A 24,107-nucleotide genomic window follows, 5' to 3' on the forward strand; every position below is an offset into this window, starting at 1 on the left:
AAATGTAATTAATTGTTTACAAACTCAAATCAAAAAATGAAACGCTGAAAAGTCTCAAAATATCCCGTATTTTTGCAAAAAAATAATTCCCTTTTGAAAACGAGACTTTTTGTAATTACGCCGCCATTTACCCAACTGAATACACCGTATCCGGCAACGGCGTATATAAAAGGTTTTCTGAATACCAAAAACATCGAATCGGTTCAAGCTGATTTGGGTATTGATGTGATTTTGGAATTGTTTTCGAAAAAAGGATTGCAACATTTGTTTCAAGTTTCAGAGTTTCAAGTTTCAGGTTCTGAAATCTCAGACAATTCGAAACGTATTTTTGCCCTTCAAGATGAATATATCAAAACGATCGATTCTGTAATTCAGTTTCTTCAAGGAAAAAATCCAACTTTGGCTTTGCAGATTTGTCAGGAAGATTTTCTCCCAGAAGCTTCTCGTTTTGCGCAATTGGAAGAATTGGATTGGGCTTTCGGAACAATGGGAACTCAAGATAAAGCCAAGCATTTGGCGACTTTATATCTTGAAGATATTTCAGATTTTATTGTCGAATGTGTTGATGAAAATTTTGGTTTTAGCCGATATGCAGAACGCTTAGGTAGAAGTGCCAATTCTTTTGATGAATTGTATGAAGCCCTTCAGCAAGAACCAACTTACATCGATTCGATTTTAATTTCGCTTTTAAAAGCTAAAATTGAGGATGTAAAACCGACTTTGTTTTTAATTTCTGTTCCTTTTCCCGGAAATTTATATAGCGCGTTTCGTTCCGCACAATGGGTAAAACAAAATCATCCTGAAATTAAGATTTCGATGGGAGGCGGTTTCCCAAATACTGAATTGCGTTCGCTTTCTGATAAACGTGTTTTTGAGTTTTTCGATTTCATCACTTTAGATGATGGCGAAGTTCCAATTGAGGAATTAATTTTCAATTTGGAAAATCCAAATTCTGTCACTTCGACCGAAGTAGAGAAGCGTTATAAACGAACATTTTTATTAGAAAACGGAGAAGTTGTATATAAAAATAACTCTCTAAAACACGATTATAAACAATCTCAGGTCGGAACTCCGGATTATTCAGATCTTCCTTTGGATAAATACATTTCGGTTATCGAAATTGTAAATCCAATGCACAGAATGTGGAGCGATGGAAGATGGAATAAACTGACAATGGCGCACGGCTGTTATTGGGGGAAATGTACTTTTTGTGATATTTCTTTAGATTATATAAAAGTTTACGAACCTGTAGCGGCAAGTCTGCTTTGTGATCGAATGGAAGAATTGATCGAACAGACAGGTCAAAACGGATTCCATTTTGTAGATGAAGCTGCACCGCCAGCTTTAATGCGTGCTTTAGCGCTTGAAATCTTAAAAAGAAAACTAGCTGTAACTTGGTGGACCAATATTCGTTTTGAAAAAAGCTTCTCAAAAGATTTATGTCTCTTGTTAAAAGCTTCTGGATGTATTGCAGTTTCAGGCGGTTTAGAAGTAGCTTCGGACCGTTTATTGAAATTAATTGACAAAGGCGTAACGGTTGAACAAGTTGCCAAAGTAACACGAAATTTTACCGAAGCCGGAATTATGGTTCATGCGTATTTGATGTACGGATATCCAACTCAGACGATTCAGGAAACAGTTGATAGCCTTGAAATGGTTCGCCAATTGTTTGAAGCGGGAGTTTTACAGTCAGGGTTTTGGCATCAGTTTGCTTTGACGGCTCATAGTCCAGTAGGATTATATCCAGAGCAATTTGGCGTGACCAAAAAAACGGAAGCAATTGGAACTTTTGCCAATAACGATATTGAATATACTGATTCAACAGGAATCAATCACGATAAATTTAGTTTCGGATTAAAGAAATCACTTTTTAATTTCATGCACGGAATCTGTTTTGATTATGAACTTCAAGAATGGTTCGATTTTAAAATCCCGAAAACCAAAATTCATCCTGATTTTATTTTTAATGCGTTAGAAGAACAAAACGATTTCAATACAAAACCAAATGCAAAAGTGGTTTGGCTAGGTGGAAAACCTGCAACGGAAATCTTTACAAAATCAAAAAAAGGAAGAAGCTGGGAAATGATGTCATTAACTTTTCATGACAAAAAAGAAAGTTTCAATATTCAAACCAGTAAAGAAGAAGGCGAGTGGCTGACTTCAATTTTATCAAAAATTGCTGTTTCGGGTTCTAAAAACTATACTTTTCAGGAGGTTAAAAATGATTTTGAAACCGAATTAGAAGATTTCGAATTGTTCTGGTATTCTAAACCTATAAACACTTTACGAGAATTTGGGTTATTGGTACTTTAATACTCAATGCATTCTCCGTCATTTGGAATAGAAGTTTTCGTTAAAAGACCATGATCTGAAAGTGCAGTTCTTAATTGCAGTCTGGTAGTTGGGCAATGATTTAATGCTTCTAAATGATTGGCGAGAACTTTTCCTGGGGCAAGTGTTACGAATTTCAGAATATCATCCATTCGCATTAACAAAGGCTGTCCGAAATCTAATCTCGCTGTACCGCAAGCCACAATAGAAATGTCAGGGTTCAATTGTGTTAGGACTTTTTCGACATGTTCTGTAAATATAGTGTCTGAACTGATATAAATAGATTTTTGATCTGCCAACTCAATAAGAAAACCCATTACATTCCCCATTAATTTGGCAACAAATCCATAGCCATGAATGGCTGGAATTCCTGTTATTTTTCCATCAAGAAATTTTTGCGGTTCCCAATATTCCAAAGTTTGAATTACGCTTAATCCTCTTTGAACAAGCGCTTTTTCATCCTTTGAACTGCAAATTACCGGAATACTTTTTCTTCTCAAAAAAACTTCGCCAGCTTTATCAATATGATCTGGGTGTAAATGTGTAATCAAACAATGCGTTACACGACTTAAAATATCACGGCTATTTTTTGGCAATGCCACGAGCGGATTTCGTTTTGGTTTATATCTGAAAATAGTAAAAGGCGGAATTGTTTTTCTTTTACCTAACATTGGGTCAACTAAAATGACATGCTTTTCTGTTTCAATTACCAAAGAGGCATTTCGCAAATGATGTAATTTCATATCCAAGAAAATTAGATATTAAAAATACAAAGTTTTTCGAAAAAGTGATTACAGATTTTTCTTTATTTTTAACAGAATTGTGATTTACCCAATAGAAAATCTAAATCCAATTCCGTGTAGGTTTTCAATAGAAATTCCTTGTTCGTTTGCTAAGATTTTACGCAAGCGCGAAATAAAAACATCCAAACTTCTTCCCATAAAGTAGTCATCAGTTCCCCATAAAGAAGTTAGAATTTGTTCTCTTTTCAAAACAGAATTTTTATGGTCCAAGAAAAGTTTCAATAATTCGGCTTCACGCTGTGTTAAACCCACTTTTTCGTCATCATTAAAAAGAATGAAGTTTTTGGTATCGAACTGATATTTGCCAACTTCGTAAATAGTTTTTGCAGTTGGAATATTTTTCTGTGAACGCTTTAGGAAAATTTCAATTTTGAGAAGTAATTCTTCAATACTAAAAGGTTTTACCAAATAATCGTCGGCACCTAAACGAAGACCTTTAATGCGATCTTCTTTTAAAGTTTTGGCAGAAAGAAAAATAATCGGAACGTCAAGATCAATTTTTCGAACCGCTTCAGCAAGTTCAAAACCATCCATTTTTGGCATCATAATATCAAAAATGCAAATATCAAATTCTTCTTCCTCAAAAATTTTCAGCGCCGATTTTCCATCAGAACAATGAATTACCTCATAATGGTTTTGCTCCAAATTGTCTTTGGTTAAAAACGCTAAAGTTTCATCATCTTCGGCATATAGTATTTTGAAATTTCTCATTTTTTATAAGGAATTGATAAAGTTATGGTAATACCTTTTTCTTGATTATTTTCGGCTTTTATTTTCCAGTTTTGAAGACTGCAGATTTCTTTTACATAATACAAACCAAGTCCAAATCCGTTCACTTCATTGCTTTTTTCGTTCTGAACGCGGTAAAACTTATCAAAGATAAAAGATATTTTTTTAGGATTAATCCCAATTCCATTATCAATAAACTCCAATTTTAAACAGTTATTATTTTCTATAAATTTTATCGTGACTTCTGGTTTATCATTGCAGTATTTCATTGCATTATCCAGCAGATTGTACACTAAATTGGCAAAATGAAAAGTATCTGTTTCGATTAAATATTCTCTTGAAACTGTTTCAATCGCAATAGAAGCTTCAGGATATTTTAATTTGATGTTTTCTATCGCTTCTTCAATAATAGGAACAATCAATATATTTTCTTTTTTAAGTTCTAAAGGCGCATAATCTGCTTTTGCGACATTTAGAATCTTTTCGATATGTCCGTTTAGCTTATTTCCTTGATTTATGATAATGTCAGTATACGTATAGAGTTTCTTATCTTCTTTAATTGGTTTTTGTTCAATCAAATATTTGGAAGCGATTAGAATAGAAGCAAGTGGCGTTTTAAATTCGTGCGTCATATTATTGATAAAATCACGCTGCAATTCTGAATATTTTTTATGCTGCAAAAGGGTAAAAATCGAATACACATAAATCAGCAGAATCAGAATTAATGCAGTTGAAAGAACAAACCAAAAACGCATCGAACTAAAAAGATAAGTAGTTTCGTTTGGAAAACGCACGGCAAAATAATAAACCAGATTTTTGTGCTTAGGGAAATAAACGGTCTTTTTACATTCCGCTTTTTTCTTATAAAGCGAAATATAATCGCCGTAAATCATTTCGTCGCTTTGGCAGTTATACATTGCATATTCAAAATCAGTCGTAATATTCATTTTTTTGAATTCCGTTTTCAGATAAAATTCTAAAATATCAGGCTCAAATTCGTTATCGACATTTACAATGTAATAGTCATTTGCAATTTTCTGAACAGGATTCTGAACAGGCAATTCGTGATTGGTTCCTTCATATAATTTTTTAGCCACTTCAAGTAAGGCAATATGTGCTTTTTGGCTCAGTTTTTTTTGTTCGATTGTAAAAGCCTCTTTTGTCCATAGCAATTGTGCTACCAAAATACTAATGATAGCGACTAATCCTAAGAGAATGATGCTGTTGAGTTTATTAATTTTCAAGAATAAAGAATTTTGAGAGTGTAATATTAATCAATTTTGGCCTAAAAACAGGCGGTTAACAAGTCATTAACAAACGTTTGAAACCAGTTAACAGCGACTTGAATTTGTCTGAATTACCTTTGTAATATCAAAATGAACTATAAACCATTTTAAATATATCAGTTATGAAAATGATCAAAATTTCGATGTTAGCTTTGGCTTTAGGCCTAATGTCTTTTTCAGCAATTGCTCCAGTACAATCTTTAGTTTCAGAAACTGAAATTTCAGCAACTGCAGCTTCTACAATTGTTTGGAAAGCAGAAACAATTGATGTTGGACAAATTCCGCAGGGAACTCCAAAAGCAATTGTTTACGAATTTAAAAATACAGGAAAAACGGCTGTAGTTATTACAAACGTGCAAGGATCTTGCGGATGTACAGCAACAGATTACACAAAAGAGCCAATTCAGGCTGGTAAATCTGGAAAAGTTACTGCCACTTACAATGCTGCAAACAAAGGTGCTTTTACAAAAACAGTAACAGTTACAACTAGTGCAGAAACAACACCAAAAGTACTTACTCTAAAAGGTACAGTTATTTAATTAGAATTTTAATAGGTTGGTTATATGGCGAAAGCTCCAGACATGTAAATTGTTTGGAGCTTTTATTTTTATTAACCGCTTAAACTTCAAAAAAATAAGGTTTAAGATTTATTGCTGTGTTCTTTGTTTTAATATAATTTTTTCTACTTTTATTCCAAAATTTTGAGTTATGAAAATCTGGTATACGCCTATTATTGCTATTGTTTTTTTTGCTGTTTTTTCGTGTAATTCGAAAGCTGATAAAAAAGAGGAAAACTCGATAAAAACAGTTGAAAAAATCCCTGAATTAAAACTTACAATTGACAGTGTTCGTATTGCGAAGTTTTATGAAAATTATCCAAAACTGGATAAATTTAAAAATGATGTAACTGCTTTATATCAAAAAAATAAGTCGACTCAATTGTGGCAAGATAATAAAGGAATTGTAGAATTTGCCAATACGTTATTTAACCAATACAAAAATTTAGATCAAGAAGGATTAAAAGCGAATTATCCTTATAATGAGCAATTAAGTTCTGTTTTTGATAATAATGCCAATACTAAGCTTTCAAAAGAAGATACCGATTTACTGCTTTCTAATTTATATTACTATTATGGTGAAAAAGTAGGCGGTTTTGACGAAAAAACAGTGGTTTCTTTAGAATGGCTTTTACCTCGTAAAAAACTGAATTACCAAGTGCTTTCAGATTCTATTTTTAAAAAATCAACCATTTTGGATGATAAGAAAAAAAAGATGTTCAGCCAGTATTACAAACTGCGCGATGCTCTGAAAGAGTATAGAGAAATTGAGAAAAATGGCGGTTGGAAAACTATTGAAACAGGTGAAGATTATAAAAGCCTTAAAGTAGGAGATTCGTCTGCTGTTGTGGCGCAAATTAGAGAAAGACTTTTTGTTACCAAAGACATTCAAGAGAACAATAAAAGTGCTATTTGTGATACGACTTTGATTAAAGCCATGAAAAACTACGAATTGCGTCATGGTTATACCCCAAAAAACACGATTCTTCTCGAGCATATAAATGATTTGAACATTTCTGTTTCAGATCGTATCAAGACCATTATTGTTAATATGGAGCGCTGCCGTTGGATCGATCCAGAATTAGAAAAGGGGCAGAAGTATATAGAAGTGAATATTCCTGAATTTAGATTGTATATAGTCGAAGATGGTAAAATTGCTTTTGTATCGCCAGTTGTTGTGGGTAGAGCTATGACAAAAACGGTTATTTTCAGCGGAATGATGAGCAATATTGTTTTCAGTCCGTATTGGAATGTGCCGCCAAGTATTATAAAATCGGAAATTAAGCCAGGCATGGCTAAGGATAAAAACTATCTGCAAAAGAAAAATCTAGAATGGAACAATGGTGCAGTGCGTCAGCTTCCAGGAAAAAATAATTCTTTAGGATTGGTGAAATTTTTATTCCCGAATTCAAGCAATATTTACCTGCATGATACGCCATCAAAAAGTTTGTTTGAAAGAGAAAGTCGAGCTTTTAGCCACGGATGTGTGCGTGTAGCAAAACCAAGAGAGTTGGCCATAGAGTTGTTAAAAGTAGACCCTGCATGGACTCCCGAAAGAATTGATAAAGCGATGCATGCCGGAAAAGAAAGTTGGTATACGCTTAAGAAAAAAGTTCCAGTTTATATTGGATATTTTACCGCTTGGGTAGATCGACAAGGTAATTTAAATTTCTATAAAGATATTTATGGAAGAGATGAAAGCATGATCAAATTATTGACGGAAGAATAAAAGTTTAAATTCCAATTTCAAAATCCAAATTCCAAAACTGAATCTATTCAATAATTGGGTGAAAAAATTAAAGCCACAGATTAAAGGATTGAAATGATTATAAAAAATCTGTGTTAATCTTTTTATCCCGATAGCTATCGGGAGTGGCAAAAATAAATTTGTGGAAATTTGTGTAATTTGTGGCAAAACTTATTTCGATAAAACATCAACACATTTATAAAAGCGTTTGGTATAATGTTCTGTATCAAGCGCTGTTATAGTTACCTGTTGTGCTTTTCCTGAGGAAGCATGAATAAATTTTGACTGCATTCCGTTGGCCTCACAAATTATTCCGAGGTGACCGACAACATTTCTGTTTTTGTAACCATAAAAAACTAATACATCTCCCACTTTAAATTCTTCTGGTTTTAGAGCTTTGCCTATGTTTTTGTAACCGCTTGAACTTCTTGGTAATGTCAATCCGAAATTGTTAAAAACATAGCTGACAAAACCTGAACAATCAAAACCTTTTTTGGGATTACTACTGGCGTATACATAAGGAGTTCCTAAATATTGTTTCGCGTAAGCAATAATGGAATCGCGATTTATTTCGGTCTGAATTTTAGTGTTTGGAATTAAATGTTGAGGCTCTTTCTTTTTTATTGTGAAAGAAGAAAGTAAAACAAATGGCAATAAAAAAAATAGTAGGCGCGATCTCATTTCTCTGGTCTTATATCAATTGAAACGCTAAATATAAACTGTTATTTTATTTTAAAAAGAACATGAGCACCCTAAAAAATACAAATAAGTACTATTTAGCTCCCAAATGATGTGTTTATGTGGTGTTTTTTTATTACTTTTTGACATTTTAGTATCTTTTTAGATAAACTCTTTCCAATATATTTGTGAATCGTATTTAGATTTAACAAATAAATTATGTTTCCCAAAAAAATAGCTATTTTAATTTCGTTTTTGCTGATTTCGGCTTTTTCTAATGCCCAAACTCAAAATACGAATAAAACTTTTTTATACGAAGGCCGAGTTGATCAACTTCAAAATGATCAGGTAATTTTAATCGGAACGGCTTCTTCGGTTTCTTTTAATTTTACAGGAAATGAATGCTCAATCTCACTTCAAAGCGTTGATTCTTATGAACATCATAATTATGTGCAATTAGTTTTGGATGGAAAATATATAGGAAAGGTTAGAATTGAAAAAGGAGCGATTCAGTCATTTCCAATCAAAGTGACTTCAAATCAAAAAGAGCATCGACTAGAAATCTACAAAAATACAGAAGCCCAAAGCGGTAATATTTTGTTTGCTGGAACAACGGCAAAACGGGTTCCAATTTCATTTAAAAAGAAAAAGAAAATCGAGTTCATAGGCGATTCCATTACTTGTGGCGCGGCTAGCGATCCGACAGAAGTTCCTTGTGATAAAGGAGAATATATGGATCATCACAATGGTTACTACGCTTATGGGCCAACACTTTCAAGAGCAATTGGAGCAGATTATTTAATGAGCTGTGTTTCAGGAATCGGAATGTACAGAAATTGGAATGACGAGCATAAAGATGAAGCCACAATGCCAGATGTGTATCCAAATTTATATCTCACAAAAGATGTGTCAAAGCCAAAGTACGACTTTGCTTTTCAGCCAGATATTATCAGTATTGCTTTAGGAACAAATGATTTTTCTGGTGGAGACGGTAAGAAAGAGCGTCTACCATTCAATCCTGAAAAATATGTTTCGAATTACATCAGTTTTATAAAGATGTTGTACCTACATAATCCGAAAGCACAGATTGTCATTACAAACAGTCCAATGGTTGGCGGAGATAGAGCAGTAGTTTTTGAAGATTGCTTGAATAAAGTTAAAAATGCTTTCGCGAATGATAAAGCGCACAAACCGATTCAAATTTTCAAATTTAAACCGATGACTCCAAATGGCTGTAGCGGACATCCTGATGTTGCAGATCATAAGGTTTTGGCAAATGAATATGCACCATTTTTAAAGAAATTGCTAAATGAAAAATAATATAATTAAGTTTGTTTTCTTTCTATTGATTTCCAGTACTATGATGGCAAACGTTTCGCTTCCGAATATTTTTGGTGATAATATGGTCTTACAGCGCAATTCTGAAGTGAAAATTTGGGGTTGGGGTAATCCAAAAGAAGAAATAAAACTGGTTTCTAGCTGGAATAATCGGGAATATAAAACCGTTGCTAATAATCAGGCAAAATGGGAATTGACCATTAAAACTCCAGAAGCTGGCGGACCTTTTATCATTTTGATAAAAGGTTATAATGAAGTGGTTTTAAAGAATATTTTAATTGGCGAAGTCTGGCTTTGTTCGGGACAATCTAATATGGAAATGTCAGCGAGCTGGGGAATTGACGACGGTGAAGAAGAAATGAAAAATGCTACAAATCCAAACATTCGATTTTTTACGGTTCCGAAATTGACAGCCGAAAATCCACAGCATAATTTATTGGGAAATTGGACTGAATCGACTCCTGAAACCATGAAATATTTTAGTGCGGTTGGTTACTTTTTTGCCAAACGTCTTCGCGAAGATTTAAAAAATGTTCCAATCGGATTGATTTCTTCCAATTGGGGAGGAACTCCTGCTGAAATCTGGATGTCACAAGAAGTGGTAAACAACGATCCTGTTTTATTGGAAAATGCTAAAAAACTAAATGAACAAGAATACGGGCCAAGACAACCCGGACGTGCTTACAATGCCATGATTTATCCAATTATCGGATTTAAAATTGCTGGAGCGCTTTGGTATCAGGGAGAATCAAATGTTGGCTCTTTGGTTTATGATAAAACGTTAGGCGCTTTAATTACGTCTTGGAGAAAAGAATGGAAAGACGAATTTCCGTTTTATTATGTTCAGATAGCGCCATTTAAAACTGGGAAGAATAATTTTTCAAATGTAACAATTAGAGATTCTCAAAGAAAACTATTGAAAGAAGTTCCGAAAACAGGAATGGTTGTCATTAGTGATATTTCGGATACGATTGATATTCATCCAAAAAATAAAAAATCGGTTGGAATTCGTTTGGCGAATTTAGCTTTGGCTGAAACTTATAAAACCAATTCTAATTTGGTTAATGGACCGCTCTTTAAATCCATTAAAATCGATAAAAACAAAGTAACCGTTTCTTTTGATTACGGAGACGGGTTGTATTTCAAAGATAAAAAATCAAATCAGTTTGAAGTTGCGGGAACAGATGGAGTTTTCTATACAGCCGAAGCTTCAATTAAAAATAATGAAGTGATATTGACAAGTAAAAAAGTGGCTTCTCCAGCAAAAGTAAGGTTTGCATGGGGAAATACGATTGAGTCAGATTTGTTTAATAAAGCGAATTTGCCGGCGTCTTGTTTTGTTTCTGAGTGAGTGTATAAAGAAGAAAGAATTAAGAAGCAAGACTTTAGATTTTAGATTTTTTGTCAGGCTATCCGAAGTCGAAGTCCCGCAAGAAGCTCCACAAAGCAAAGACACAAAGTTTGTCATCCTGAGAAACGAAGGATTATACTCGGGAGCCGACAAAGATTGACGAAGTTCTGTGCGGAGTTTCTAGTGTGATCCTTCTCAGGATGACAAGATAACCGAAAATACTCTTTTGAAAACGATTTGCGTGAGGGATAGAGGCGGTATCCTTTTGTGAAGAGAAACGGAACAAAAGATATAGCCGAAAGCCCGACCCGCCTTTTTCGGCGGGACACGCCCAAAAAAACTTAGAAACTTAGCATCTCAGAACCTCAGAATCTTAAAGAAAAAACTAACTAAACCACATATGAAAAATAAACAAATACTAATTATTGGGGTATTTTCCCTTTTTACGATTGGAAATATGAATGCACAGAAAAAGCCATATCTGGATAAAAATAAAACTGTTGAACAACGTATCGATTTGCTTTTACCGTTAATGACGCTTGAGGAAAAAGTAGGGCAAATGAATCAATACAATGGTTTTTGGGATGTAACGGGACCAGCGCCAAAAGGTGGAACGGCGGAATTAAAATACGAACATTTAAGAAAAGGATTAGTCGGGTCGATGCTGACTGTTCGTGGAGTGAAAGAAGTTCGTGCGGTTCAGAAAATCGCGGTTGAAGAAACGCGATTAGGGATTCCGCTAATTATTGGTTTTGATGTAATACATGGTTATAAAACGTTAAGTCCGATTCCGTTGGCAGAAGCAGCGAGTTGGGATTTAGAAGCGATTAAAAAATCGGCGGCTATTGCGGCAGATGAAGCTTCGGCATCTGGAATTAATTGGACTTTTGGACCCAATGTCGATGTTGCAAATGATGCCCGTTGGGGACGCGTGATGGAAGGCGCGGGTGAAGATCCGTATTTGGGAAGTAAAGTCGCTTATGCGCGTGTAAAAGGTTTTCAGGGCGAAACGGCTACTGATTTGGCAAAAGTAAATACGATTGCAGCTTGTGCAAAACACTTTGCCGCCTATGGTTATGTTGAAGCGGGATTGGAATATAATATTGTAGACATAAGTAATTCGAAATTATACAATTCGGTTTTGCCTCCTTTTAAAGCGACTGTCGATGCCGGAGTTCGTACGTTTATGAATTCATTTAATACTCTGAATGGTGTTCCGGCAACTGGAAATGCTTTTTTACAGAGAGATATTTTGAAAGGAAAATGGAAGTTTGACGGATTTGTAATTTCAGATTATGCTTCGATTCGCGAAATGATTGCGCACGGTTATGCCAAAGACGAAGCCGATGCAACGGCAAAAGCAGTTATTGCAGGTTCTGATATGGATATGGAATCGTATTTGTATGTGGCCAAATTGGTTGATTTGGTAAAATCTGGAAAAGTAAAAGAATCTTTGGTTGATGATGCCGTACGCAGAATTCTTCGCGTGAAATTTGAATTAGGGTTATTTGATGATCCGTACAGATATTGTGATGAAAAACGCGAAAAAGAAGTGGTTGGGAGTAAAGCCAACAATGAGGGCGTTTTGGACATGGCGAAGAAATCTATTGTTCTTTTGAAAAATGAAAAGAATTTGCTTCCGCTAAAGAAATCAGGACAAAAAATTGCTTTGATTGGCGCTTTGGCAAATGATAAAAATAGTCCGTTGGGAAGCTGGAGAATTGCAGCTTCTGATGATACTGCGGTTTCAGTTTTAGAAGGAATGCAGCAGTATAAAGACAATCAGCTGACTTTTGAAAAAGGTGTTGATTTGTTAAAACAAAAAGCGACTTTCTTAACTGAAACAGTTTTCAACACAACAGATAAAAGCGGATTTGAAGCGGCGAAAAAAGCAGCAAAAAATGCAGATGTTGTCGTAATGGTTTTAGGTGAATATGGTTTTCAAAGCGGTGAGGGAAGAAGTAGAACTGATTTGAATTTGCCAGGTTTACAACAAGAGTTATTAGAAGAAATTTATAAAGTAAATCCAAATGTAGTTTTGGTTTTAAATAACGGCCGTCCGTTGAGTATTCCGTGGGCGGCAGAAAATGTTCCAGCAATTGTTGAAGCTTGGCATTTGGGAACTCAGGCTGGAAATGCGATTGCTCAGGTTTTATACGGAGATTATAATCCGAGTGGAAAACTGCCGATGTCGTTTCCAAGAAATGTAGGGCAGGTGCCAATTTATTATAACAAATACAGTACAGGAAGACCAATTGATAGTGATAAAAATGTTTTCTGGTCGCACTATATGGATGTCGAGAAAACACCTCAATTTCCGTTTGGTTTTGGTTTGAGCTACACCACTTTCGATTATAAGAACCTGAAATTGAATAAAACTTCTTTTGCAAAAGATGAAAAAGTGCAAGTGAGCGTTGAGGTTACGAACTTTGGAAATTATGATGGAAAAGAAGTGGTGCAATTGTACATTCATGATGAATATGCCAGTATCGTTCGCCCAATTAAAGAACTAAAAGGTTTTGAATTGGTGAATCTGAAAAAAGGTGAAACTAAAACGGTAACTTTTACTTTAACGGACAAAGAACTTGGTTTTTACAATAATGAAGGAGTTTATTTAGTAGAACCTGGAACTTTTAAAATCATGGTTGGAGGAAGCTCTGATAAAGGTTTGCAAAGTGGTTTTGAAATTAAAGACTAAAAGTTTTTTGCCACCAAGGCGCTAAGACACTAAGTTTTTTTTAATCTCGCAAAGACGCGAAGTCGCAAAGATTTTTGAATAGCCCCTAGCTTTAGCTAGGGGAATAAGATTTGAAGTTAGAAAGGGCTTTAGCCAAACTTTATAGGTTTGGTTAAAGCCCTTTTCATTGAGATTATGTTTTCATCTAGCTAAAGCTGGATGCTATCGAGTTGTAATGCTTAAGTATTTATATGTCAGTATTTTATTATAGAAAACTGTTTTGGTTTACGCTTTTGTCTTATCTTTGATAGACAGCCAATTAGATTTTTTTTGGCAATTAAAGGTAAGCTGAAAACTTTATAGAGTAGGCAAGATTTTAAAATAGTATTATGGAACATTCTTTATTTAAAAAAGTGAAAGCAGCAATTGATTATTGGTACATTCCGTTATTAGTGGGAATACTTTTTGTAATCATCGGATTTTGGTCTTTTGCCACACCTGTAAAGGCATATTTAACATTGGCATTTTTATTTAGTGTGTCATTTCTGGTCAGCGGAATTTTTGAAATTATTTTTGCACTTTCAAACAGAAAAAAAATAGACAATTGGGGCTGGACACTGGTATCTGGAATTATAGGTTTAGGTGTTGGAATCGTATTAATTGCTAATCCGTTAGTTTCGGTAACACTTTTGCCACTTTATGTTGGATTGGCTATTTTATTTCGTTCTGTAATGGCTATTTTTATGGCTTTTAATTTAAAAAGCTATTCTGTGCCAGACTGGAAAAACCTTTTAGGATTAGGAATCTTAGGAGTGTTGTTTTCATTTTTGTTATTATGGAATCCTGTTTTTGCAGGACTTTCAATAGTATATTGGACAGCTTTTGCTTTCATCGCAAGCGGAATTTTCTATATTTATTTTTCTTTCAAGCTGAAAAGAATACATGATTTAGGTTAAAAAAATAAGATTGTTTTTAACTTCTATAAAACACTAAACCCGACCGATTTCTGAAATCGGTCGGGTTTAGTGTTTATGTCTGTTACTTAGTAAATTTCTAGAATCATTAGTTCAGTATTAGTTATAAACGATTCGATAATGTGTTTTTTTGAAAACAAAATTTCAGCTATTTGCTTGGTATTTTTATTGAAGGTTTTTAGAATTATAACTTTTGGTGGAGCTCCTTTTAAAAGTAATAATTTTTCAAAATCATCATCATGAGTCAAAATAGTGAAATTGTTTGCTTTCGCAAATTCCCAAATCTCAATATCCTTTGCTGGCTGATTGACCGGAATATCATTAGCATGTAAACAATTCAAAAAATCATTTTCAACTAGTTTAATTATTCGCCATGAAATATTTGCATCCAGAAGTAACTTCATTACGCAGCGATTATTTTCGTAATATTTTCTCTGTTAGCTGCAAAACTTAAAGCAGCAAGAATATGTTCTTTCTTTAATTCAGGAAAATCCTCAATGATTTCTTCAAAAGACATTCCTGTAGATAACCATGACAGAATATCAGAAACACAGATTCTAGTTCCTGTAATTATAGGTTTGCCAAACCGAATATCTTGGTTTATCGAAATTAAATTTTGCCAGTTATTTTCCATAATTTTATTATTTAAACAAATTTACAAAAATTAAAATGAATCATATTTTTAATTTTTCTCGCACATTATGCAGATTTTTAATCTCCTAAATCTGCTAAATCTGCGAGAGTTTTTTTTACCTTTAAAATCTATTAAAACTTCCAACTTTTAAATTAAAACAATGAAATATAACAGATGTGGAAAAAGCGGCTTGCTGCTTCCTGAAATTTCTTTAGGATTATGGCACAATTTCGGTTCGGTTGATAATTTTGAAAATGCCGAAAGCATTGCTATTGAAGCTTTTGATAAAGGAATTACACACTTCGATTTGGCGAATAATTATGGGCCAGTTCCGGGTTCGGCTGAAGAGAATTTCGGAAAAATATTATGGCATAATTTTCAAGGGAATCTTCGTGACGAAATCGTAATTTCTACTAAAGCAGGTTATACCATGTGGAAAGGTCCTTATGGAGATTGGGGTTCTCGTAAATATCTGCTTTCAAGTTTAGACCAAAGTTTGAAACGAATGAGTATTGATTATGTTGATATTTTTTACTCACATCGTCCAGATCCTGAAACGCCAATTGAAGAAACCATGATGGCTTTAGACCACGCAGTTAGAAGCGGAAAAGCGTTGTATGTTGGAATCAGCAATTATTCTGCTGAGCAAACCAGAGTTGCGGTTGATGTTTTAAAACAATTGGGAACTCCATGTTTGATTCACCAAGCTAAATATTCGATGTTGGAGCGTTGGGTTGAAAATGGTTTGTTGGATGTTCTCGAAGAAAAGGGAGTCGGCTGTATTGCATTTTCGCCTTTAGCACAAGGACTTTTGACTGATAAATATTTAAACGGAATTCCAGAAAATTCAAGAGCGCATAATCCAAACGGGCATTTAAGAGAAGATGAGGTGACGCAGGAAAGAATTCAGAAATTAATTCAGCTGAATGAAATTGCTCAGAACAGAAATCAGTCTTTGGCGCAAATGGCTTTGGCTTGGCTTCAGAAAGATAAACGAATTACATCAGTTTTAATTGGCGCTAGTTCTGTAAAACAATTGTGTAACAATATTGATTGTTTACAGAATACTGAATTTTCGCATGATGAATTGAATGCGATTGAGAGTATTTTATAATAATAATTAAACCTAACAGGTTTTTAAAACCTGTTAGGTTGCCCCTAATCATCATTTATTTTTTAACTTCAAATTATAATCTTTTACAATTTCTAATGTTGATTTATCCCCATTAAAAACCGAATTTAAACCTTGCGGTTCTTGTGGTGGATCTGTTGTGAACGGTTCTCCCGGATTCCATTTTCCATCTGGATGAATTGCTTTTCCTTCGCCGCCGTAACCCCAGAAATTGGCAGCTCTTAACGGACCGTTATTTTTAACGCTTTCGGCAACTCTTCCGAAAATATAACTGTAGAATTTATCTCTGTAAACAGAAGGAGCTCCAGCATTCAGATTTTCATTTTCTCTCGGAAGACCAAATTCTTCAATTATTATTGGACGGTTTAAGTTGTTGGCCACTTTGATGTGATCGTCAATATATTTTCCAGCGTTTTCAATGGTTTTCGGAAATGTTGCTTCGGCATTATCAGCTTTAAACCAATTCCAGTTTTTAGGCCAAATATGCATGGTCAAATAATCAATATTCGGATTTTGATGCGTTCTTTCGAAGATTTCCATGCTGTCGTTTGAACTGTTTTTTCCTTCAGAACCTGTAGAAACCAAATGGTTTTTGTCTAAACTGTCAATCAAATCCACAATAGAATTTAGCCATTTCGTGAATTTTACTTCATTTTCTACCGTAAAAAGTCTTGGTTCGTTTCCAACCTGCCACGACATAATCGTGTTGTCTTCATTGTATTTCTTTTTAGAATACGCATTTGTTCTGCCAATAATAAACTTCACATGACTGTTTAAAGCTTCCATACAAGGTTCACAACTGTGAAATTGTTCTGTATACGACATGAACTGCGGCCAAGTATTCGGCGGAATATTAGGAACTGGAACCGGACCTTTGCCATTCCATTCCAAATATTGCGACATTCCGCCCGACCATTCCCAGTTGTTGGTCAAATATAAAACGGCATACATATTTCGTTTGCTCATTTCGCTAATCAGGAAATCCAGTCCGTCCAATAAATCTTCGTCGTATTTTCCCTGTTTGTATTGCAACGCAGGACGAACCGTGAAATCGTATTTCCCACCATCTGCTCCAACCAAAATGCGCAAATTATCGATTCCGTTTTTCTTCATTAAATCCAATTCGCGCAACAGTCTTTTACGATCGCCTATTTTTTTAGAAGCCAGCATACTTCCGTACCAATAATTGGTTCCAATGTAAGCGTAAGGTTTGTCGCCTTTATAGAACTGATTTCCTTTCATAGTAATTTTTTCCTGTGCCTGACAAGCAATTGCAGTAAAAATTAAGACTAATGAAAGTGTTTTAAAAAATCTATTTTTCATAATTTATATTTTAAGGAGCTAATCCCGCTATCCGCTTTATCTTTTATGGTGAACCCCACCATAAAAGGATGCCGCTTCTATCGGGGCTAGGGCTTTACGTTCTATAAGACGTTTTGATTTTTATTTGAAATTTTAATTTTCAATTCGACGAATAAGCTCCAGACATGCACGACTGTTATGATATGGACATTTCCAGAATCCAGCTTTGTCTTTTTGCATTACACTATAATCTTCGTAGACTCCCCAAAACCATTCTCCATTTTGTGGGTCTATGATGTGTTTTTTTATGAATTTCCAGTTTTTGTAAACAATATCAAGATATTCTACTTTTCCTGTCAATTGATACGCATTGTAAAAACCTATTAAAGCTTCAGCTTGTGGCCACCAATGCTTTTCTGCTATTAATTCATCTTTTTCAGCATCAAATTCATACCATAAACCGCCATCAGCATCTAAACCTTCTTTGGTTACTTCTGCAATTTGAATGGCATGTTTTTTATAGTTTTCAATAAAGGTTTCATTTCCTGAAATTTCGGCGCATTGCTGCAAAAGCCAAGCCGCTTCAATATCATGTCCATACGAAATGACATCTGGCTTCTCTTTCCAGTTTTCATCAAAAAACAAACGTAAATGTCCTGTTTCGGTATTGATAAAATATTTTTCGATAGTTTCTAATAATTCGATAATCGTTGCCAGCAAATTTTCGTCTTTCCAAACTTTGTATAAATTCGCATAAGCCTCAATAATATGAAGATGCGTATTCATGGTTTTCTTTTCGTTGGCATCCTTTGCGCTCAAACGCAAATCTTCTATGGGTTGCCAATCTCTGGTAAAAGCTTCAAAATAGCCTTTGTTTACATGATCATAGCTGTGTTCCTGAATTTTTAAATACAAATTTTTAGCTATTTCTAAAGCTTTTTCTTCTTTTGTAATGCTGTAAAATTCAGATAATCCGTAAATCGCAAAAGCTAAAGCATAAATCTGGTTTTTGGTGTCTTTTGGAGTTTTATCCTCATTTATACTCCAAAAAAGACCTCCAAATTGTGTGTCATAAAAGTAAGTTGCGAGAAACTCAAATGCTCTTTCTGCCAGCTTTTTGTGGTTTTCGTTTTTAGTGGTTTTGTAACTGGCAGAAAACGTCCAAAGAATTCGGGCGTTTAATACCGAACCTTTTTCAGCATTGAGAATGAGTTGATCATTAAAATCAATTTGCCCGACAAAACCGCCATTTTGGTCATCAATAGTATGTTCTGACCAATAGTTAAGAATAGAATTCAGTTCTGCCGTTAATTCCGATTTTAAAAGCTTGAGTTGTAATGACACGGTATTTTAGATTGCGTTATTTTTTTCGATTTGATTGATGATAGTTTGTACTGAACCAGCAGAAACAAAAGTGTCTGCAGGTGTATTTACAACATAATCTACTAATTTGTCTACAGTTGAAACCGCCACATGCATTCTCGTATCCGATGAAGCGTAATAAACGTAAACAGTTCCATCTTCATCTTCAATCCATCCGTTAGAAAATAAAACATTCGAAACGTCGCCCACTCTTTCAATTCCTTCAGGTCCCATAAAATGTCCAGCCGGAACGTATGTTACTTTCGAAATATCATTCAAATCAGTCATAAACATATACAAAGTATAACGCAATCCAGCAGCAGTATTACGAACTCCGTGCGCTAAATGCAGCCATCCTTTTGAAGTTTTGATTGGCGCTGGTCCTAAGCCGTTTTTCAGCTCGTAAATGGTGTGATACTGTTTTCCGAAAATGATTTTCTCGTCTTTAACAACTGGGTTTTTCATGTCTTCAACATACCCTAAACCGATTCCGCCTCCAGATCCAACATCAATAAAACCATCTTGTGGACGCGTGTACAAAGCGTATTTTCCGTTTACAAATTCCGGATGCAACACTACATTTCGCTGCTGGCCAGTATTTGAAATCAAATCTGGCAATCTTTCCCAGTTTACTAAATCTTTAGATCGAACAATTCCTGCATTAGCAACGGCCGAACTTGTATCGCCTTTTGGAGCATTTGGATCTTTTCTTTCGGTACAAAAAATGCCATATACATAACCATCTTCGTGATTAATCAGACGCATGTCATACACATTTGTATCTGGATCTTCTGTTTGCGGAATCACACAAGGTTTGTCCCAAAATTTGAAATTGTCTATCCCGTTTGGACTTTCAGCAATGGCAAAAAATGATTTTCTGTCTATTCCTTCAACACGAACAGCCAAAAGATATTTTCCATTCCATTTCATTGCTCCAGCGTTAAAAGCAGCATTAATACCAATTCTTTCTTGTAAAAACGGATTTGTTTTTTCATTAAAATCAAAACGCCAGTTTAACGGAATATGGGCAGCCGTAACAACAGGATTTTTGTAGCGGTCATAAATGCCATTTCCAACAATTTCCTGTGGTTCGTTTTTTTGTTCAATAAGTACTTTATGTTCTTTTTCTAATGCCGATTTTCTTTCTTGAAAATGGACTGAAGATGTTATTGTTGTCATAAATTGATTGCTTTGTCTTTGGTTTTTTATTGATTTTGATCTCTCTTTTCGTTTAAATCCTGTTCTATAATCTGTAATTTTTCTTCTGATAAAGGGTAAAATGCTATAAAAGCTACCGAGATTGTGGCCGCAATTGCTGGCAGTATGCTTAACATTAATTGAATTCCGTTTTGAGCTGTCGCAGTCTGCTCGACATTGGCCTGAAAACCAAAGTAGCCTAAAAGCCAGCCCGCTCCAGCGCCGCCAATGGTCCAACCAAATTTTTGTGACATGGATGAAGCCGAGAATACTAGTCCTGTAGCCCTGCGTCCTTGTTTCCATTCTGAATAATCGGCGCTATCAGCGTACATTGACCAGATTAACGGAAAAATACAGCCTGCACAAATACTGATTAAAACTTGGAAACTCATGACTAAGAAAATATCTTTTTTTCCGAATAAATAGAAAATAAGGCTTAAGATTGCAGCTAAAGCCATTGCTCCAAAAAAGGTTTTCTTTTTCCCAATTTTATTCGCAATTGGCGTAGCTATAATAACTCCGATAATGTTTGCAGCTTGTCCTAAAACCAAGTAGATTGAGGTTGGCGTCATATGAAAATCGGTTCCGAAAAGTGAAAAATCAAAATTGATAGAACTGCTGACATAATATTTGAAATAATAAACCGCAGCTCCGTCGCGAATGGAATTAAACACCAAAGCTCCAATCCCTGCTCCGAGTAAAATCCACCATGGTTTATTTTTTAGGAGATCTTTTAAATCTTCTTTTAGGTTATTTTGTTCGTCTGCAATAGGTTTTATTCTTTCTTTAGTGAATGCAAAACAAGCCCAGAAAAATATGGTTGTGATTAATCCGAAAACTGCGATTGTTGCCAGCCAGCCACTTTTAGAATTTAGATTTCCACCAAAGTAGTTTACCAAAGGTTCAATCAGCCAAAGTGCCAAAAGACTTCCTCCAAAAGCAAAAACCATTCGATAAGATGAAAGCGTATTTCTTTCTTTTCTATCAGAAGACATTACGCCCAAAAGTGATGCGTACGGAACATTGATTAAAGAATAAATCATCATCATTAAAGAATACGTCACATAGGCATAGATGATTTTTCCTTTTTCGTCAAAATCTGGAGTATAGAAAGTTAAAACTCCAATTACGGCAAAAGGTATGGCAACCCAAAGAAGATAAGGTCTGAATTTTCCCCATTTGCTTTTGGTTCTGTCGGCTAGAATTCCAACAATCGGGTCAAAGCAAGAGTCCCAGATTCTAGTGATTAAAAACATGGTTCCCACTACGGCAGGCGCTAATCCGAAAACGTCGGTGTAGAAAAAGAGAAGATACATGCTGAAAATTTTCCAGAACATAGATGAAGCAGCGTCTCCAAGTCCGTAACCGATTTTTTCTTTTAAACTAATTTTGTCGTGCATTGGTTATTTTTTAAGGTTGTAATTTGTTTTGGGGCAGTTATTTTAATTTTTTCGGAATGTCTTTCTCAAATATAGTCTGATCTAGATTATAAAAATCAACAAAATCTTTCTCGCTTACTTGACCAGAAAATGGAGCATAATAATGCATTTTTTGTTCTTTTTCCTGCCAGCCATGGTTTCTCCACATTAAAACATAAGAAATTTTATAGTTTCCGATTGCTTTCAATAAAGTGCCTGTCCACCATTTTGAATCTGGAATGGCTTCGTAACCAGCTTCAGCCAATGCCATTGGTTTGCTTTTTTGAAGACATATTTCGTTTAAAATTTTAAATTGCTTTTGAACTTCGCTGATAAACTTCTCACCAGTCGAATCATCATTATTTTGATAAGTGTCAAAACTTAAAATATCAGCATAATCATCTCCAGGATAATTGGCCAAGAAATCGTCTTCACTGCTGAAACTGCTTGTATTATATACATAAATAAGGTTGTGAACCCCTTTTTTCTGGAGATAATCGAAAGTGAATTTCCAAGCGGTTTTAAATTCTTCTGGAGTGCAGTTTCCTTTTCCCCACCAAAACCATCCGCCCGTAAGTTCGTGAAAAGGTCTAAAAAGTATCGGGATGTTTTTTCCGTTTTTATCTTTTAATGACAAAAAGAAAGTTGCCGCTTTATCTAGCCAAGAAGTGAATTTTTTATGATTTTGAGCTCCAGGTAAAATGGTTTTTAAAGAATTAGGAATATTATTCCAAGCATCTTTTCCTGTTGCGGGATTGTCAAAATGCCAGCTGATGGTTGAAATTCCGCCACGTGCATTTGCCCCTATGATATATTGTTTCATTTTATTGAAAGGAACACCGTCAATATTATTAGGTTTATCATTTTCTAAACCTGCAATGTCCCATCCATAAACTGCTGGATAATCGCCTGCAACATCTTTTACATCGCTTCGTCCGTCTTCATATTTCCATTTTACACCATAAGCCAAATCGTCTTGATGCCCAAATAAGAATCCTTTTTGAGATAATGTATTTAAGTTTTTATAAAGTGATTGAGTTTCAGCTGTTGCTTTTTTATCTGAAAGTGACAAAATTGTATTACTGTTGCTTTTTTGCGATTCGCATGAAGTGCTTACAAAAACAGCCGTTAGAAGCATGATAAAATGTTTTTTCATTGTCGATTTATTGATAGTTAATGGCACTAACTGCTAAAGATATGATATTTATGATTTTAAAATCTGTTAGTTTTTTATTCTAAAATTCTTTAGCAATTTGTCTTTAACATTATTAAAACTATAAAAAGTTATTTGATTAAAAATGATTAATGTTTATTATTAATATTCTTTTTAAAGATATGATAATTAATTTTTTCAAAGATAAACGGATGATTAAACTGTGATTAATATTATTTTATCAATTATATATCATATTATTGCAATCAAAAAATAGAATCACCTTTCTGAAAAATACTTTTTAATATGAGTACTACGAAAAATTTTTATAGAGAAATAGCGCCGCTTGCTGCTAGTGACAGCTTTTTGGTTTTTGATCGCGTAAAAGATAGTTTTGATTTCCCGGTGCATTATCATCCAGAATTTGAGATCAATTTTATTCTAAATGGGAAAGGAGTAAAGAGGGTTGTAGGAGATAATATTGAAGAAATTGATAATGTAGAATTGGTTCTGATTGGTCCGAATTTATACCACGGTTGGGAATTGAATAAATGCACCAATAAAAAAATACACGAGATAACGATACAATTTCATAATGATTTATTTCATGAATCTTTGCTTGCAAGACGTATTATGAATCCGATCAGGGATATGTTTAACCGATCTATTCACGGCATTTTGTTTTCGAAAAAAACAGCCGAAGAATTAACGCCAAGGCTTGTGAAGCTTTCTAAATTGGATGGTATGGATTATTTCTTAGAGATTACTTCTTTGTTATATGATCTGGCTAATTCCAGAAATCAGCGTTTACTTTCTACATATACTGTAGACTATGATACGTTTGATGATTATGATAAAATGAAATTGGTTTACGAATACGTGCAGAAAAATTTCGCTGAGAAAATTACTTTAGAAGATGCAGCAAATGTAGCCAGCATGTCCATCATTTCTTTTAATAGATTTATTAAAAAACGTACAGGAAAAACTTTCGTCAATTATATAAATGATATCCGAATTGGTTACGCAGCACGTTGGCTGGTAGAAAAAGACATGAGTGTTTCTGAGGTTGCTTTTAAATCTGGCTTTAATAACATTGCAAACTTCAATCGCAGTTTTAAAGCGACAAAAAATTGTACGCCAAGTCAATATCGTGAAGAATTTTCGGGGCTGAAACGTATTTTATAGTGATACTTTTTTATCACAAATAAATATTATTTTTAACGAAAACGTTTGATTTTTGATATTTCATTAGTTTTTATTCATTGTTTAGGTTCTTTTTGAGGATTGTCATTGCGAATAATTTAATTTTTAACCGATTTTATTTTTATATATGTTTTTTTAATCGCCTATAGTAAAAATATTATCATTAAATGATATAATATTATCGATTTGATAATTCTCGCTGTTATAGATTTGTTGAAATAATTTAAAAGTAAAA

The 24,107-nt window shown here is 34.4% G+C and carries 20 protein-coding genes; 9 read left to right on the forward strand and 11 right to left on the reverse strand.

The genetic code is table 11. The features are described 5' to 3' along the window. Window positions 1-93: 93 nt before the first annotated feature. Entirely contained in the window at window positions 94-2,313 is a 2,220-nt protein-coding gene (locus FF52_RS19010; RefSeq protein ID WP_008468107.1) for a B12-binding domain-containing radical SAM protein, read from the forward strand. On the opposite strand, the gene FF52_RS19015 is transcribed toward FF52_RS19010, so the two are convergent. The 3 genes from FF52_RS19015 to FF52_RS19025 form a co-directional block, all read right to left on the reverse strand. Beyond that, entirely contained in the window at window positions 2,310-3,074 is a 765-nt protein-coding gene (locus tag FF52_RS19015) for an MBL fold metallo-hydrolase (protein ID WP_008468108.1), read from the reverse strand. The two genes, FF52_RS19010 and FF52_RS19015, sit on opposite strands and share 4 nt — an antisense overlap. An 84-nt stretch (window positions 3,075-3,158) precedes the next feature. After that, the gene (locus FF52_RS19020; protein WP_008468109.1) at window positions 3,159-3,845 is read right to left on the reverse strand and encodes a response regulator transcription factor; all 687 of its coding nucleotides are present in this window, start codon (window positions 3,843-3,845) and stop codon (window positions 3,159-3,161) included. Further along, window positions 3,842-5,107, reverse strand: a complete 1,266-nt coding sequence (locus FF52_RS19025; protein WP_008468110.1) for a sensor histidine kinase — start codon at window positions 5,105-5,107, stop codon at window positions 3,842-3,844. The genes FF52_RS19020 and FF52_RS19025 overlap by 4 nt, the downstream gene beginning before the upstream one ends. Before the next feature lie 164 nt (window positions 5,108-5,271). On the opposite strand from FF52_RS19025, the gene FF52_RS19030 reads away from it, so the two are divergent. Together FF52_RS19030 and FF52_RS19035 are read left to right on the forward strand one after the other, a co-directional pair. Beyond that, window positions 5,272-5,688 carry a DUF1573 domain-containing protein gene (locus tag FF52_RS19030; protein ID WP_035691979.1) on the forward strand — a complete coding sequence of 139 codons (417 nt, stop codon included), beginning with the start codon at window positions 5,272-5,274 and terminating at the stop codon, window positions 5,686-5,688. Between the two features lie 169 nt (window positions 5,689-5,857). Then, a complete protein-coding gene (locus FF52_RS19035) occupies window positions 5,858-7,435 on the forward strand; it encodes a L,D-transpeptidase family protein (protein WP_008468114.1) in 1,578 nt (525 codons plus the stop codon). Between the two features lie 189 nt (window positions 7,436-7,624). Here the strand turns inward: FF52_RS19035 and FF52_RS19040 are convergent, their stop codons facing one another. After that, a complete protein-coding gene (locus tag FF52_RS19040; RefSeq protein WP_008468117.1) occupies window positions 7,625-8,134 on the reverse strand; it encodes a C40 family peptidase in 510 nt (169 codons plus the stop codon). A 216-nt stretch (window positions 8,135-8,350) separates the two neighbouring features. Between FF52_RS19040 and FF52_RS19045 the strand changes: the two genes are divergently transcribed. The 4 genes from FF52_RS19045 (at window position 8,351) to FF52_RS19060 (ending at window position 14,453) form a co-directional block, all read left to right on the forward strand. Then, window positions 8,351-9,451: an SGNH/GDSL hydrolase family protein gene (locus FF52_RS19045; RefSeq protein WP_008468118.1), complete on the forward strand. Its 1,101-nt coding sequence runs from the start codon at window positions 8,351-8,353 to the stop codon at window positions 9,449-9,451. Next, the gene (locus tag FF52_RS19050) at window positions 9,441-10,820 is read left to right on the forward strand and encodes a sialate O-acetylesterase (RefSeq protein WP_008468119.1); all 1,380 of its coding nucleotides are present in this window, start codon (window positions 9,441-9,443) and stop codon (window positions 10,818-10,820) included. The genes FF52_RS19045 and FF52_RS19050 overlap by 11 nt, the downstream gene beginning before the upstream one ends. A gap of 400 nt (window positions 10,821-11,220) precedes the next feature. Then, complete coding sequence (gene bglX / locus FF52_RS19055; protein ID WP_008468120.1) at window positions 11,221-13,518, forward strand: beta-glucosidase BglX; 2,298 nt, start codon at window positions 11,221-11,223, stop codon at window positions 13,516-13,518. Window positions 13,519-13,886: 368 nt separating this feature from the next. Next, on the forward strand, window positions 13,887-14,453 hold the full coding sequence (locus FF52_RS19060; protein ID WP_008468121.1) for an HdeD family acid-resistance protein: 567 nt from the start codon (window positions 13,887-13,889) through the stop codon (window positions 14,451-14,453). Window positions 14,454-14,539: 86 nt separating this feature from the next. On the opposite strand, the gene FF52_RS19065 is transcribed toward FF52_RS19060, so the two are convergent. Together FF52_RS19065 and FF52_RS19070 are read right to left on the reverse strand one after the other, a co-directional pair. After that, the gene (locus FF52_RS19065) at window positions 14,540-14,875 is read right to left on the reverse strand and encodes a DUF5615 family PIN-like protein (protein ID WP_008468122.1); all 336 of its coding nucleotides are present in this window, start codon (window positions 14,873-14,875) and stop codon (window positions 14,540-14,542) included. Beyond that, window positions 14,875-15,105: a DUF433 domain-containing protein gene (locus tag FF52_RS19070; protein ID WP_008468123.1), complete on the reverse strand. Its 231-nt coding sequence runs from the start codon at window positions 15,103-15,105 to the stop codon at window positions 14,875-14,877. The genes FF52_RS19065 and FF52_RS19070 overlap by 1 nt, the downstream gene beginning before the upstream one ends. A 160-nt stretch (window positions 15,106-15,265) precedes the next feature. On the opposite strand from FF52_RS19070, the gene mgrA reads away from it, so the two are divergent. Next, a complete protein-coding gene (mgrA, locus tag FF52_RS19075) occupies window positions 15,266-16,219 on the forward strand; it encodes an L-glyceraldehyde 3-phosphate reductase (protein ID WP_008468124.1) in 954 nt (317 codons plus the stop codon). Window positions 16,220-16,270: 51 nt separating this feature from the next. Here the strand turns inward: mgrA and FF52_RS19080 are convergent, their stop codons facing one another. The 5 genes from FF52_RS19080 to FF52_RS19100 all read right to left on the reverse strand — a co-directional run bounded on the left by FF52_RS19080 (window position 16,271) and on the right by FF52_RS19100 (window position 22,672). Further along, window positions 16,271-17,560 (reverse strand): glycoside hydrolase 5 family protein, encoded by a 1,290-nt coding sequence (locus tag FF52_RS19080; protein ID WP_008468125.1) that lies wholly within the window; start codon window positions 17,558-17,560, stop codon window positions 16,271-16,273. 132 nt (window positions 17,561-17,692) lie between these two features. After that, window positions 17,693-18,883, reverse strand: a complete 1,191-nt coding sequence (locus FF52_RS19085; protein WP_008468126.1) for an AGE family epimerase/isomerase — start codon at window positions 18,881-18,883, stop codon at window positions 17,693-17,695. Between the two features lie 6 nt (window positions 18,884-18,889). Continuing rightward, complete coding sequence (locus FF52_RS19090) at window positions 18,890-20,080, reverse strand: glycosidase (protein ID WP_008468127.1); 1,191 nt, start codon at window positions 20,078-20,080, stop codon at window positions 18,890-18,892. Window positions 20,081-20,106: 26 nt separating this feature from the next. Continuing rightward, window positions 20,107-21,498 (reverse strand): MFS transporter, encoded by a 1,392-nt coding sequence (locus FF52_RS19095; protein ID WP_008468128.1) that lies wholly within the window; start codon window positions 21,496-21,498, stop codon window positions 20,107-20,109. Window positions 21,499-21,535: 37 nt separating this feature from the next. Further along, complete coding sequence (locus FF52_RS19100) at window positions 21,536-22,672, reverse strand: glycoside hydrolase family 26 protein (RefSeq protein ID WP_035691983.1); 1,137 nt, start codon at window positions 22,670-22,672, stop codon at window positions 21,536-21,538. A 303-nt stretch (window positions 22,673-22,975) separates the two neighbouring features. Between FF52_RS19100 and FF52_RS19105 the strand changes: the two genes are divergently transcribed. Further along, entirely contained in the window at window positions 22,976-23,854 is an 879-nt protein-coding gene (locus tag FF52_RS19105; protein WP_008468130.1) for an AraC family transcriptional regulator, read from the forward strand. Window positions 23,855-24,107: the final 253 nt, after the last annotated feature.

The sequence above is a fragment of the Flavobacterium sp. F52 genome, assembly GCF_000278705.1.
Taxonomy (GTDB): Bacteria; Bacteroidota; Bacteroidia; order Flavobacteriales; family Flavobacteriaceae; genus Flavobacterium; species Flavobacterium anhuiense.